This window comes from Pseudomonas sp. 3296, from assembly GCF_031456615.1.
In the GTDB taxonomy this organism is placed as follows: Bacteria; Pseudomonadota; Gammaproteobacteria; order Pseudomonadales; family Pseudomonadaceae; genus Aquipseudomonas; species Aquipseudomonas mucoides.
In genome coordinates this window covers 684,235-698,646 of sequence record NZ_JAVDUY010000001.1, presented here as the reverse complement: position 1 = coordinate 698,646, position 14,412 = coordinate 684,235, and the positions used below count along the sequence as shown (strand labels likewise).

Annotated in this window: 10 protein-coding genes; 2 read left to right on the top strand and 8 right to left on the bottom strand. The window is 54.8% G+C overall.

Features of this window, described 5'->3' with window-relative positions; all coding sequences use genetic code 11:
• Positions 1-40 precede the first annotated feature (40 nt).
• Together uraD and puuE are read right to left on the bottom strand one after the other, a co-directional pair.
• Entirely contained in the window at positions 41-556 is a 516-nt protein-coding gene (uraD, locus tag J2X66_RS03325) for a 2-oxo-4-hydroxy-4-carboxy-5-ureidoimidazoline decarboxylase (protein WP_310260826.1), read from the bottom strand.
• Positions 553-1,479 (bottom strand): allantoinase PuuE, encoded by a 927-nt coding sequence (gene puuE, locus J2X66_RS03320; RefSeq protein ID WP_310260823.1) that lies wholly within the window; start codon positions 1,477-1,479, stop codon positions 553-555. The genes uraD and puuE overlap by 4 nt, the downstream gene beginning before the upstream one ends.
• Before the next feature lie 420 nt (positions 1,480-1,899).
• On the opposite strand from puuE, the gene uraH reads away from it, so the two are divergent.
• The gene (uraH, locus tag J2X66_RS03315; protein WP_007944445.1) at positions 1,900-2,253 is read left to right on the top strand and encodes a hydroxyisourate hydrolase; all 354 of its coding nucleotides are present in this window, start codon (positions 1,900-1,902) and stop codon (positions 2,251-2,253) included.
• A 155-nt stretch (positions 2,254-2,408) separates the two neighbouring features.
• Here uraH and J2X66_RS03310 read toward each other — a convergent pair whose 3' ends face one another.
• From J2X66_RS03310 to J2X66_RS03285, 6 genes are all read right to left on the bottom strand, one after another.
• Complete coding sequence (locus J2X66_RS03310; RefSeq protein WP_310260820.1) at positions 2,409-4,268, bottom strand: hypothetical protein; 1,860 nt, start codon at positions 4,266-4,268, stop codon at positions 2,409-2,411.
• Between the two features lie 109 nt (positions 4,269-4,377).
• Entirely contained in the window at positions 4,378-6,267 is a 1,890-nt protein-coding gene (locus J2X66_RS03305; RefSeq protein WP_310260817.1) for a hypothetical protein, read from the bottom strand.
• Positions 6,268-6,497: 230 nt separating this feature from the next.
• On the bottom strand, positions 6,498-10,097 hold the full coding sequence (locus J2X66_RS03300; RefSeq protein ID WP_310260814.1) for a calcium-binding protein: 3,600 nt from the start codon (positions 10,095-10,097) through the stop codon (positions 6,498-6,500).
• A 209-nt stretch (positions 10,098-10,306) separates the two neighbouring features.
• Positions 10,307-10,936, bottom strand: a complete 630-nt coding sequence (locus J2X66_RS03295; RefSeq protein ID WP_310260812.1) for a LysE family translocator — start codon at positions 10,934-10,936, stop codon at positions 10,307-10,309.
• Positions 10,937-11,011: 75 nt separating this feature from the next.
• A complete protein-coding gene (locus tag J2X66_RS03290) occupies positions 11,012-12,361 on the bottom strand; it encodes an NCS2 family permease (protein ID WP_310260807.1) in 1,350 nt (449 codons plus the stop codon).
• Positions 12,362-12,667: 306 nt separating this feature from the next.
• Positions 12,668-13,114, bottom strand: a complete 447-nt coding sequence (locus J2X66_RS03285; protein ID WP_310260804.1) for a MarR family transcriptional regulator — start codon at positions 13,112-13,114, stop codon at positions 12,668-12,670.
• An 81-nt stretch (positions 13,115-13,195) separates the two neighbouring features.
• On the opposite strand from J2X66_RS03285, the gene J2X66_RS03280 reads away from it, so the two are divergent.
• The gene (locus J2X66_RS03280) at positions 13,196-14,362 is read left to right on the top strand and encodes a PLP-dependent aminotransferase family protein (protein ID WP_310260802.1); all 1,167 of its coding nucleotides are present in this window, start codon (positions 13,196-13,198) and stop codon (positions 14,360-14,362) included.
• The last annotated feature ends 50 nt before the right edge of the window (positions 14,363-14,412 follow it).

Sequence of the window (14,412 nt, the reverse complement as noted above, 5' to 3'; positions counted from 1 at the left end):
CGATGTATGTATGCGTTCAGTGTCGCTCGGGCAAAGCTCGCTATAGGGTCAGTAAACGGAACAACGCAATCTTGTTGATCTCTGCCAGCGCGCATTTGAATTCGGTATCTGCCGAGTTGTGAATGCGCGTTTCGAACGCCGCGAGGATCTGATGCCGGTTGCTGCCTTTTACCGCCATGATGAAGGGAAACTTGAACTTGGCTTTGTAGGCGTCGTTCAGCTCGGTGAAGCGCTGGAACTCTTCGGCCGTGCATTGGTGTATACCGGCGCCAGCCTGTTCGTTGGTGCTGGCTTCGGTCAGTTGGCCCTGGACGGCGGCTTTGCCAGCCAGGTCCGGGTGAGCGTTGATCAAGGCCAGTTGGCTTTGATGATCGGCGCTCAACAGGATGTCGCTCATGCGCTGGTGCAGGGTTTCGATCTCGTCGATCGAGGCGTCCTGGCCCAGGTCGAAGGCCTTTTCGGCCACCCATGGCGAATGTTCGTAGATGTCGGCGAAGGCGGTGACGAATGCACCGCGGTTCAGGCTCGATGGCTTCAGCGTTTGAAAGGTGCTCATTGGGCAGGCCCTTGGTACGGGTGGGTTTCGTGCCAGTGGCGAGCGATGTCGACGCGACGGCTGAACCACACCTGTTCATGACTTTTAGCGTATTCGATAAAGCGCTTGAGCGAAGCCAGACGCGCCGGACGGCCGATCAGGCGGCAGTGCAGGCCGATTGATAGCATCTTCGGTGCTTCGGCGCCTTCAGCGTACAGAACGTCGAAGGCGTCTTTGAGGTATTCAAAAAAGTCGTCGCCCTTGTTGAAACCCTGGACCTGGGTGAAACGCATGTCGTTGGTGTCCAGCGTGTACGGGATCACCAGGTGCGGCTTGCCGGTCGGGTTGTTCGGTTCCCAGTAGGGCAGGTCGTCGTCGTAGGTGTCGCAGTCGTAGAGGAAACCGCCTTCTTCCATCACCAGGCGACGGGTGTTCGGACCGGTGCGGCCGGTGTACCAGCCCAGCGGGCGTTCACCGGTAATTTCGGTCAGGACGCGGATCGCTTCAAGCATGTGCTCGCGTTCCTGCGCTTCGTCCATGTACTGGTAGTCGATCCAGCGGTAACCGTGGCTGCAGATTTCGTGGCCGGCATCGACCATCGCGCGGATCACGTCCGGGTGGCGCTGGGCGGCCATGGCGACGGCGAAGATGGTCAGCGGAATGTCGAATTCCTTGAACAGTTTCAGAATCCGCCAGACGCCGGCACGGCTGCCATACTCGTAAAGGGATTCCATGCTCATGTTGCGCGCGCCCTGCAGCGGTTGCGCCGAAACCATCTCGGAGAGGAAGGCTTCAGATTCTTTATCGCCGTGCAGGATGTTGCGCTCGCCGCCTTCTTCGTAATTGAGTACGAAAGACAGCGCGATACGGGCATTGCCCGGCCAGTGTGGGTGAGGAGGGTTACTGCCGTAACCGATCAGGTCGCGTGGGTAGTCAGCGCTCACTGCAGTCTTCCTTCTTATTCGTGTTGACAGGTTGTGTGGCGCCTTGGCGATGAAAGTCAGGCTGGCGTCACAGCGATGGGCTGATTGTATACAACTTTATATTCACTTTGTAAGCCTGATTTTTTGCATTTTTCGCGAACTGTCATGAATAGCTGGTATTGCAAGAAACCTGCCTGACTGGTCAGTTATGGGATAGAAGGTCCGCTGATCGTATGGCGCAGTCATAAATTCGCTGCGAATTCCCGACTGGCGGACATGGTGGGAAATATGTCGTTTTTATTGTGTACAATTTTTATGAAAAGTGTCTTAATCAGTCGCTCGCCGCAGTGATTCGTGCTCCGAATCGGTGCGGTCTCCTTTTCAACTGACTTCGGGAGGCGCGAGGCCTGACTGCTTTACGCAGGCGGGCGCGCAGAATCAATGGGACGTTTGACTACACACGTTTTAGACGCTGCACACGGTTGCCCGGGCAGCTCGATCAAGGTCGAGCTGTACCGCGTTGAAGGTTCGCACCTGGAATTGGTCGCCAGCGCGACAACCAACAGCGACGGCCGTGTCGATGCACCGCTGCTGCAAGGCGATGACTACCGCACCGGGGTCTATCAGGTTCAGTTTCATGCGGGCGATTACTACCGCGCCCGTGGCGTTCAGCTGCCGGAGCCGGCGTTTCTGGATGTAGTGGTGCTGCGTTTCGGCATCTCTGCGGAACAGGATCACTACCATGTGCCGTTGCTGATTTCGCCTTACAGCTATTCCACGTACCGCGGCAGCTGATCCCCCAAGCAGCTGCCTCAACCTGGAAGCGACTGCGCATATAGCTTCTTTGGTCTTTCGCCCGCTCACACTGCGGGCTTTTTTTGCGTCGAGTTTGACCTCGTACCTTTGGGTGGCATCCCATCGACGGACGGCGAGGTGCGTACGTTTCTCTGTCAGCGTTCCTTGATGATGAAAACCGAAGGATTTCCAGCGAGCAGGTGCTGGACGCCGCCTATCAGCCAAACCACATCACCCTTCGCATCGGCGGTGAGCAATAACTGGTGGGCTTCGGCACCCACGCGAGCCCTCAGATGAGGGTCGGCAAGCTCTGGTATGGACGGCGGCATGATTTCAATCGCATCGGTCTCCACACGTCCCAGTTTAAGAAAGTAGACCTTGTTGTGATTGGGCCTCTTGAATACCAGCGTTGGGGGAGTGAGCTGGACATTCTCAGCGCTTGCGGGAAGGAAGACCTTGTAGCCGTTGTGGCCCAGAATCGAAGCAAGGAATAACGAAAGGCGGCCCGGTCCGTTGGGCAACTCTGCGTAAAACTGCCAGGCGTGCGTGCTGTCAGGTCTGAAGTTCAACTGCTGCAGGGGCACCACGGAATCCGGAGCGTGCAATTCGACGATCCGTCTGGCGCCTTCACTGCCAGACGCAACAGGCAACATATCCAACGGGTCGCCGAGTCGTGGCACGCCGATATTCGACTTGCCGTCCCAGTAGCGGAAGGTTTGCTTCATTCGCGCCAATCCGGTGCCATTGAACACCTCCGACTCATTGGAAAGCTCAAATAATCGCTTGGCGACGGCGCGAGAAGTCTGCTCCGTGAACCCCTTGTAGACATCCGCGACCTGTTGCGTCAGTGATTTCTCAAAGAGGCGAGCCGCACCGTCGACTTTTCGGGTATTTGTCCCGGCCTGGTGGCTAGTGGCGACGGGTTGCAACGAAGGTGCTTCGTGCAGCATGCGTTCGAATGCCTCGAAACGGGAGGGCGCAAATCCCGGGTGTTGAATGAAAACGAGGGGTAGCTGATCGGCCATCGGCCCCTTCGGCACGATCGGGTAATGAAGCTGACCGATCTTTATGGATTCCACCGAATCAGGCTTGGTGATTTTCCCCCAGGAGGCCCACAAATACGGGTTTTCATTCAAGGTGGCAGCAGGATGGTCGTTATCTGCTACGGGATCGGACGCCTCGGCATTTTCATCCAGGCGAGGGCGTTTGCCTGGGGTGGGACCTGAATCTTCAGTGTCTGAGGCTGTGGTGTTGATTGCTTTGCGCTGCCAAAGCGTCATCCCGTCAATGCCTTCAAGTACCGGGCCCGAAGGGGTCAATTCGCTCGTTGAGGAGGCCTGATAGTTCCCGTCCGTATTTTTGCGAACAAGGACCGTGCCTTCTTCCACAAGGTCGACATAGGTTCTTCTCAGCTTGTCATAGCGAAGGCCGTTGGCATCGGGTGGCGTCAGCTTGTCAGCCAAGTGCCGGGGTAGGATCTCCAGCGTTTCCGGCCTCGCTGGTACGCTTGCGGTGGGAAGCACCATGCCCTCCCGGACGATTCGCCACTGTGGCCGGTCAGGAACTTTCTTGAGGATCGGGCCTGGTTGATCCGGAGCAAACGGGAGGGGAACCTGATATTCGCCTCTCGCGTTTGCCTTGATCAGAAAAATGCCTTCCTCGCCAATATCAGCGTAAAGCTGTTGCCGGCGGCTCATGAACAGCCCGGTGTCGGCGATCTTGTACAGTTCATCGACCTTGTTTCGAGGCCAGGAAATCATTTTGGCAGCGATTTCGGCGGCGCTGGTAGCGTTTACAGGTAAGTCGGTAACGACGACCGGCTGACGAGGCAAGGTACTTTGCGATGAACTGGACACGTTGGCGTCGGTAACGGGATTGGCATCTCCCAGTGGTCCGCCGATCGCTGCGGCGTGATCGCCGCCCCGTACCCGACTATCTTCTGGCGAAGACCTTGGAAGGGTTGTCGAAGTATCAGATGTATTGGAAGTTGAAACTCTTTTTGGCGGTTTAGCCATGAGTAGTGTTCCTTAAAAGTTAGTTGAGTTGGTGATATACAAGCGATAAAGATCGAAGATCTGATAAGGAGCTTTAGTGATTTTCGGCTGCGAATGAAGATGGCTGTGATTAACGCTCTCTGATAATGAAAACGGACTGCCATCCCGACGGGGTTGTTTGAAATCCACCTAATAGCCAGACGATGTTGTTCTGTTGATTGGCGGTGATAAGTGCTTGCTGGGCTTCAGTACCCACCTGTAAAACTAAAGCCGGGGAGGCAATTTCGGGAATGGGAGACGGGTTTAGTTCAATTGCATTTTTCTCAACAATCCCGAGTTTCAGGAAATAAACCTTGTCGTGGCCCGTGCGTCTGAATATCAGCTTGGGATTGCGATGCTCATTCAGTAAAGGAAATACCTCATACCCGTTGCGGATCAGCACGGTGCTGGCTAACCGTTTGAGGTTATAGTCGGAGCGGTCCGCCACAAAGTTGTCCCATTCCATCTGGAAATGTCCGGGAAGGAAGTCCAGTCTGTGCAACGGTTCGCCAAATGTCGCAGGCACCATGGAAATGATTGTCCCCTCATGATCCACGCGCGAAGCGACAGGCAATAAATCAATCGGGTTCTCGAATTTTGCATCAAAGATGCCCACCCGTTCCTTCCAGTGATCCAGAGTGAGAGCGGTGGTGTATAAACCTTCCCGGGCGATCACTTCGGAATTCCCCGAATGTTCAAACAGCTTCTTTGCGACAGCCCGCGAGGTGATCGGTGAAAAGTCCGGGAATACATTCGAAACGGATTCTGTCATCGGTTTTTCAAACAATCGGCGTGCACTATTCACAATCCACTTGCCGTCGCTATTCAAGACTATCGGTACGGGTTGCAACCATGGTTTTGCGTGCAGCATCTGTTCGAACAGGTCGAAGCGTGAGGGTGGGAATTCGGGATGCTGGAGGTAGTTCAAGACTCTTTGTACGTTTTTTACCTCGGGTACCGTTTGATAGTGAAGTTCACCAATCTGTATGGATTCACTTGCTTGAGGCTTGTTGACCTTTCCCCATGATACCCATAGGTACGGATTTGCTTTGACCGGGTGGGTTGGGTAGAGAGGAATTGTCTGTTGCGCGGGTCCAGTTATGTTTGGCTGCTCTTCATTTTCCTCAAGGCGCAGACGCTTGCTCGGACCGGCCTCTTCGACGGTAGATGACTGTTGATGAACCGCCTGTTGATCAGTGGCCTGCGTCTGGGGTTTACGTCGCCAGAATCGTGTCAGTCCAATCCTCTCGAGTATGGGGCCGGAAGGTGTCCATTCCTGGCCAAATGTCGCTTGATAATCCCCATTTGCGTTTCTGGCGACTTGAACAATGCCTTCGTCCAGCAATTCGACATAACTTCGCAGGTTGTGCCAACGTATTCCGAGCTTGTTGGCGGTCGGCAGTTTTTTAATCACGACCGGATTTCTGATGAGCTGGACAGGCCTGTCAACGGTCGAAACGGTCGCGTGCGCCCTCCCTGCGGGCAAGCCTGGAACTGATGGCAAAACGGCCCACAGGGGCTTGCCTTCGACTTTTCGTAGCACCGGTCCTGCACGCTCAGGAGCGAAAGGGAAATAGACTTGGTAATCGCCGTTGGCGTTGGGTTCGACTCTGCCAATGCCTGCGTTTTCAAGGTTGGCATATAACCGTTGCTCCTTGCTCATGAAGAGCCCGGTATCACCGACGCGTATCAGTTGATCAATCTGTCCAAGGGGCCAGGACACCAGGTTTTCGTGTTGCACGAAGGGGCGGGAAGTGTGGGCAGGCATGTGGGTGACAACAACGGGCTGTTGCTGAGTAGTGTCGCCTGGAAACGTATTGGAGGCTGGGGTGTCGGTGGAGGGTTCGCCTCCACGCACGGGCGTATCAGTTCGGCCGGATGGGCCGACCCTGGCCACGTCGTCCTCAGGGAAAGGTCTGGGGAGTGCCGATGAAGTGCCTGGCGTATTGGGGCTGGAAACTTTCTTGGGTGGTTTAGCCATGACCGTAAATCCGATAAGTAATCTGGTGAAGGTCTAAATCAGGAAGCACCTGAAATGGACGAAAAGTTAGTTGGGTGAAAAGCAGGGCTCGTGAAGGTGCACGGCCCTGGACATTACAGTGGTCAGTTTTGAATGAATTAGATATCGAGAGGCTATAAATAGTTATAGGGTGTGGCGATTTTTGCTACAAAAGGCTTCAGCTTAATAGTGATATATGTCTTCAGCAGGCACTATAAAAGCTTGCAGGTGTTTAAAAGTAGCTGCAGATTGGCGGCGCTCGCAGGAGGGGTGGACTTGATGGCGAGTTCCATTAGTTCATAACAGTGTTTGAGTTGGTGCGCACACCGGTTTATCGGTACGAGGTCGGTGTAAAGGACAGTGCGGAACTTGTCTGTGTCAAGTATCCAGCGACGATCTGACAGGTTGTAAGACAGGCTGCCGGCAGTGCCGTCTCTCATGGCTATATTTCGAACGGCAAGGTCTTCGATTTTCAAGGATGTCAGTTCTGCCAATAGGGCTCCTTCGTTCAGAACGTGGCCTTTAAAGTATCTGCCATCCAGCGAGTCAATATAGATTTCGTCGAAATCAAGATCGACTTTGTAGACAACCCCGTCTGGAGTGATGACACGTATTTGATCGATCAAGTCTTGGGGATCGTCGTAGTGGGGGAGATGAATGACGGTGTGTCCGATCAGCAGATGGTTATCCACCCGCTTGATGCGGGTGTAGGCGAGTCCCGTTGCATCGAACTCCCAAGTAGACGCCGATTGTGATTTGAGGATGGCGTTTGCCCGAGCACCTGGCGTTGAAATGCTTAACGTCATTTCGGCGCTGAGGTGGAGAAGATAGGTAGAGCCGTCTCCGTCCAAATGTTCGATGGCTGTTTGATCCGGGTAAGCAATAAGTTTGACGCATTTCTCTCGGTTGCCCAGTTTATGACTTTCGTTGTCCAGGGGTTGACGAAAAATATACTTTCCGTCTCTAGCCGCGAGTGGCAGCGGTACTTCGCTGGTGCGCTCCATCGGACCGTTTATTTCGAACTGATCATTGGAAAATGCTGTATCGGGTAAGGAGGGCGGGTTGACTCTATAAGAAACGCCATCCTTCATGATCAGAATAAAATGTTGGTTCAACACGTTGGTGGGGCGAGTCAGCCGACTCGTGATTCTATGGTCACCGCTCCAGATAGAGCTGGCCAGGTTCTTGATAGTCAATCGCTTACTGTCAAAGTGAAAGGTCATGCCGCTTTCTTTATACATGATGCGGTCAAAATCAGGCTGGCGCATCAGGTCTACATTGTAGTAAGCCTCGGCCCGGGTCAGCTCATGGCTGGCGTAATCCATATAAAGGGTTGTCAGCGTGTTTGAGCTTCGTTGTTTTACTGCAAGGGTTGTATGCTCATTGATTCTCGAAATGCAATAGCTCGTGTCTTTGTCATGTGCGATTGTGTAATTGCGGTTGTAAAGTATGACCGGGTTTTGTGTTGTTCCTTGTTGGGTAACGACGGTTTTAATGTCGAGCGGGTCAGTCGTCTCAATCGTGTCAGGAAGTTCAGGCATCAAATGGAACCCGTCCTTTGTAACAAACGTCAGTTTACTGTTCTGCAGGTGTCGTTGATTGTTGACTGTTTTATAGACGTTCTTGATGTAGACATCCCTCTCGCTGATGTCATCGAGATCAAATCCTGAGGTGATGACCAGTTCCTGTTCCTCGATCTTCCAGCCTTTAATCAGGTCCATTCTCCAGTCAAGTGCAATGACGCTCTCGTCCACACCATCTTCAGTAATAAATACGCTGCCGGATTTATGGGCCACTGCAAAGTGATCCTTTCCGGGCCCTCCGGTGGCTGAGCCTTGATTGTTCAGCAGGTAGATTTTGTCATCCCCAGCGCCCGCCTCAATGGTGTCGCGACCCCGAGACTTGATAATGTTCGGCCCGTCGGTACCGATGACCTTGTTTTCCGCGCCCGCCAGGGTTTCTACGTTCTCAATGCTCTCTAGAAGTGTGTGTCGATAGTTAAAACGACTGTCATTGGCCTGGTCACGGGTAATGATAGAAAGCCGCCCATCCTCCAGATCGATGAAGTATCCAAATCGTTGTGGGTTGCGCCCGGTGTAGCTGCCGGTGACGACTAATGTGTCGTTGCCCAAACCACCTTTCAATGCAGTGGGCAGAGGGTCTTTTGGGCCATTTTTGAGGAGTTCGGCAGCGCCCTCGAAGACGAATTCATCATCATTCTCGCCCCCGCTCAGGTTCTTGATACCTGCGCCGTAATAGAACCTGTTTGGCTTTTTTTCAATGCCAAGAATGGTGTCGTTTCCGCCGCCAATAAACCACGCCACTCCTTTGTGTGCTCCGGGAGCTCCAAACGCTGCACCCGGCATATCCGCAGTCACTCCGCTGCGCGCATCAAGGGTGTCGTCACTGTCAATAACATGCGGTTTCCGGACGGTTTTATACGTGTACTGTTGGGCATCCCAATCGAAGCTCGGCACCCGTGTCGGCGTCAGTTCTACCGTAAACCCGCCGTTCACAATGACCTCGGTACTGTCCTTTAACCTGCCTTCCAGTAGTTTTCGGGCAGTCGCCTGTAACAACCTCGAATGTTCAACGGTTGATTTGGCGATCGCGTGGCGGGTTTGTATGTTTTCGTCGGGGCTGATTCCCCAAAACGCGAACCAGCCCGTGCGCAGGCGCTCATGGGTAGTGAGTTCGATGTAATCATCAATATCGTCGACAACGCGTACTGCGGCATAAACTTGGGATCCAGCGACCAGCAGAAGGCCGGCTGCCAGCCCGACCGGTCCGATAAAGGAGAAGCCTGCCAACGCTGCGGTACCCAACATCAACGTCATTGCCGCGCTGGTCACGCTCAAGCCTGCGGCGACATAGTGATCCATGGCTTCCTTGCCTGTCGCCGTCGCTGCATGGTTAAAGGATTTAACGGCGGAAATAACATCGAAGGGTAGCGTCAGTGCGCTTGCGATCAATCCGGCACCACGTCCCAGCCGAACGCCGAAGCTGGTTTTGGCAAAATCCTTGTAGGCTTTTTGCCCTGCTTCGATCATGTATTTTGCTTGCTTGGTTACTGCAACTTCCACGGCTAATGACGTGACTTCTGCTGATGTACTGAGACTGTTGAATACAACTTCGCCGTGGTCTTTGCGCGCGATGGCGTCTTGAAGCCCACGTAATCCGCTGTAAATGCCAAAGGCCTGAAGCCCGGTCCCTACACTGACCATGCTGCTGCTCTTGATCCGATTCACCCAAGGAGGGGTACTTTTGGGCAAGTGCGCGTGGCGTATATCAAGCTTCTGCGCCGCTTTCAGTAGTTTGTCCAGTTTGAGTCGGTACTGTTCAGGATCAGCAAGCGTATCGGATTTGTCACTTAGCAGGGGCGGCGCTGTTAACGGGCGTTGCGACGCCATTTCGAACAGCAATGAAGGAAGTGCGTAATCGTCTTTTGTACCGGTTGAGCGCATACGGGCTTCAATGAGCAAAGAGTCAAACTGCAACGAGTTGACGAAAGACCGTTTGGGATGGCGAAAAAATGTGTTTTGACCGCTCAATCCCTGACCATTGGATGTCGCACCCAGTGCGTCCAGTGCGCATCGGGTAATCGAATGGGAGCCTATCCTGATCGGGCCGAACAGCTCATCTATAACGCTTAGCTGGCTTCTATTGGCGTTTGTTTCATGCCGGGTGGAGGTGATGTTTTCTTTTTCGATATCAATAGTGGTCGGCGAGTACTCATTGGCTTGCAGGTCAATGTCCGTAACTTCGACGGCGTTATAGTGATCAGGGTTGGCTGGTTGGAAAACAATTGCCATAAGAACTTCCTTTTTTCAGGCGTAGTGTGCGAAGTCGCTGCGCCATGTTAGGGGGAGTTCTGGAAAGACAACTATAAATATGTAGGTTGCGTGTTGCTGTTTGTTGCGGGGTGGGGTTGAAGTGTTGCCATCCCTGGCAAGCACTTCTTAGTGCGTTGGTGTTGATAACATCTAATGAAATAAAGTGTTCAAGTAATAGGGTGATATGATCAGTGATTACTTAATAAGGAGGCCGCGCCCGCTCCACTGAAAAGTCCTGCGCTCACCCGGTTAAACCAACTTTGTCCTTTGCCACTGCGTAAATACCTGGCCGCGCCATGAGCGCTCAGCCCATAAGTCAATTTGCACAGCAGATCGAGCACGGTCCAGGTCGCAATCATCACCAGCAACTGCGGCAGGAACGGTTGTTCGGCGCTCAGAAACTGCGGCAGGAATGCAGCAAAGAACAAAATATCCTTCGGATTGCTCGCGCCCAACACGAATGCGCGTCCGAAGAGAGCACGAAAACGCGGAACCGGCGCCGCCTGGGGCACTTCAGCGCCAACCGATGGCTGGCGCGATTGCTGCCAGCTCTGCCAGGCGAGGTAGAACAGGTACAGCGCACCAACGATTTTCAGCGCGCTAAACAACTGTTCCGATGCCAGCAGGAGGGCGCCCAGGCCTAGCGCCGAGGCACTGAGCAAGCAGATCGAGGCAATCACTCCACCCAGGAACGCGGGGTAAGAACGGCGCAAACCATAATTCAGACTGTTGCTGATCATCAGCAATGACAGGGGCCCAGGGATCAGGATTACCACCAGCGCAGCGCCGCTGAACAGCAGCCAGGTTTCCAGACTCATCACTTTCCTCCATTTGTGCAAAAGCCCCACTGGGGTGAGGCTGTTTTGAAACACTGTTTGTGAAACGCAGGCGGCTTACAAGAAAATGAACTTGGCGATGAAGATCGCGCATAGCACCCACAAGCTGACGGAGATTTCCTTGTATTTGCCGGTGCCGGCCTTCAACGCCACGTAGGTGATGAAACCCAGCGCAATACCGTCAGCGACAGAGAAGGTCAGCGGCATCATGATCGCGGTCACGATGGCCGGAATGCTGTCGGTCGCTTCGTCCCATTCAATGTGCTTCATACCGCCCATCATCAGCATCGCCACATAAATCAGCGCGCCGGCGGTGGCATAAGCGGGAATCATGCCGGCCAGTGGTGCGAAGAACATCGCCGCAATAAATAGCACACCAACGGTCACGGCGGTAAGACCTGTCCGACCACCCGCGGCAACACCCGCGGCACTTTCAACATAACTGGTGACCGGCGGAACACCGACGATCGCACCAAAGACGCTGGAAGCACTGTCGGCTTTCATGGCGCGGGAGAGGTTTTCGATCCGCCCGTCGGCGCCGACCAGGTTGGCACGCTGGGCCACGCCCATCAAGGTGCCGGCGGTGTCGAACATGTGCACGAAGAGGAACGCCAGGACCACGCTGATCATGCTGACGTTGAACACACCGGCCAGGTTCATCGCCATCCAGGTCGGGGCCAGGCTCGGCGGGGCCGACATGATGCCCTCGTAGTGCACCAACCCCAGGCCCCAACCGGCCAGGGTCACGGTGATGATGCTGATGAGGATCGCGCCGAACACTTTGTGGTAGCTGAGAATGGCGATCATCAGGAAGCAGATGGCGGCGAGCAGCGGGCCGGGTTCGCGCAGGGAACCGAGCTTGATGAGGGTCGCCGGGCTGTCGACGACAATGCCCGCGGTTTTCAGGCCGATCAGTCCCAGGAACAGACCGACGCCGGCACCCATGGCAAAGCGCAGGCTCACTGGAATGCTGTTGAGCAGCCATTCGCGAATCCTGGAAAAGGTCAGGATCATGAACAACACACCGGAAACAAACACCGCGCCGAGGGCGGTTTCCCAGTTGTAGCCCATGGTGCCGACCACGGTATAGGTAAAGAAAGCGTTCAGGCCCATGCCCGGCGCCAGGCCGACCGGCCAGTTGGCGTAGAGGCCCATCAACAGGCAACCCAGTGCGGCGGCGATGCAGGTCGCCACAAATGCGGCGCCGTGATCGATCCCGGCGTCGGCCATGATGTTGGGGTTGACGAAGATGATGTAAGCCATGGTGATGAAGGTAGTCAGACCGGCGATCAGCTCGGTCTTCACCGTGGTGCCATGCAAGCTGAGTTTGAAGATGCGCTCAAGCAAGCCATTGCGTAACGGCGGCGAGAGTTCCAGCGTCGATGCTTCGGATTTGCGGCTTTCCACAGCGAGTACTCCTCAAGAGTTTTATTGTTATTTCCAGGACCGGAAACCCATGAGGGTGGCAGCGGTCCTTTGAGGCACTTGCGAATTTGTTGACCGTACGGTCAGAAACTCGCACGAAGTGGATTATGCTTTTGTATACAAAGAAAGCAAATAATGTTTTTGATTTTGTTTACGAAAATGTTGGCGATAGGGATATATCGCCAGGAAGGACGCCATCGCGGGCAAGCCACGCCCCACAGTTGACTGCATTCCCTGGTAGGAGTGAGCCTGCTAAACCAGCCACTACACATCCATCAACCAGAACACTCAGTCTGCAAGCACCTGGGTTTGCCCCAGCGCCTTATTCACCGCCAACCATCCATCCACCGCCGTTTCCCCGGCTTCGGCGAACACCCGCTCCAGCAATTTCACCTGCTCACGTCGAAGCGACTGCTCGAACCGCGCGCCATCCTCAGTCAACTCCAGCAGGCGTTTGCGCTTGTCCGTTTCCGCCGCAACACTGTTCACCAAATGCATCTCCACCAACTGACGCAACGGCATGTTCAGCGCTTGCTTGGTCACGCCCAACAACGCCAACAACTCCTTCATGCTGAGATTCGGATAGCGGGCAATGAAAAACACGATGCGCTGGTGTACCCGGCTCAAGCCCCGGCGCTCCAGCATTTCATCGGCCTTGGCGGTGAAGGCCTGGTAGCCGAAAAAAAAAGCTTCCATGGCTTCTTGCTGGGAAATCGGGCTTTTAAGGTCAAGCATATTGACGTATCCGTTCGGGGCGGCGTAATTTCGGTCAACCAGTTTGACTCAATTCCCTCAAGCCTCGCTACCGGTGATCCCATGGCTTTTTCCGAACGTGTCTCGCGCCTTAAAAGTTCTTTGATCCGTGAAATCCTCGCCGCAGCCCAGCGTCCGCAAGTGATGTCGTTCGCTGGCGGCTTGCCGGCCGAAGTCATGCTGCCGACCGTCGAATGGGCTGACATGCCTGTCTCCATGGGCCAATACGGCATGAGCGAAGGCGAACCGGCATTACGAGCAGCCTTGGTGGCGCAAGCCAGGGCATTGGGCGTGGCGTGTGAGGCGAGCCAGGTATTGGTGGTCAGCGGTTCTCAACAAACCCTCGACTTGGCGGCCAAGCTTTACATCGACAAAGGCACCGAGATCCTGCTGGAAGCGCCGACTTATCTGGCGGCATTGCAGATTTTCCAACTATTCGGCGCCGACTGCATCACTGTCCCGCAAGAGGCCGATGGCCCGAATCTGGCGCAATTGCGTGCCCGCCTGGAAAAACACCGCCCGGCGTTCATCTACCTGATCCCGACTTTCCAGAACCCGTCGGCGGTGCGCTACAGCGAAGCCAAGCGCGACGCTGTGGCCGCGATGCTGGATGAGTTCGGTGTCACCCTGATCGAAGACGAGCCGTACCGCGAGCTGACGTTTGACGGTGGCAGCGCGACCCCAATCGTCAGTCGCTTGAAGAAAGCCAGCTGGATTTACACCGGCACTGTGTCGAAAACCCTGCTGCCGGGTTTGCGTGTCGGTTACCTGATCGCCAGCCCGGACCTGTTCCCGCATTTGCTGAAACTCAAGCAATCGGCGGACCTGCACACCAATCGGGTTGGTCAATGGCAGGCGCTGCAATGGATCGGCACCGAGAAATTCCAGGCTCACCTGAGTGAACTGCGAGATTTTTACCGGGTGCGACGGGACGCCTTTCAGTTGGCGCTTGAAACACACTTTGCCGACCTGGCCGACTGGAATGTGCCCCAGGGCGGGCTGTTTTTCTGGTTGACGCTGAAACAGCCGATGGACACGAGAACCTTGCTCAACGCGGCGTTGGCCAATGATGTGGCGTTCATGCCGGGGGAGCCGTTCTTTCCGGATCCGGATAACCACCTTGGGCATCTGCGGCTCAACTTCAGCCACATCGAACCGGCGCGGCTGGATGAAGGATTGAAGCGATTGGCGACAGTGGTGCGTCAGGCGCAAGCGGCTGAAGCTGCCTGAAGGGAGGTCATAAACAAATAAACCGGCCATTGGGCCGGTTTATTTTTGAG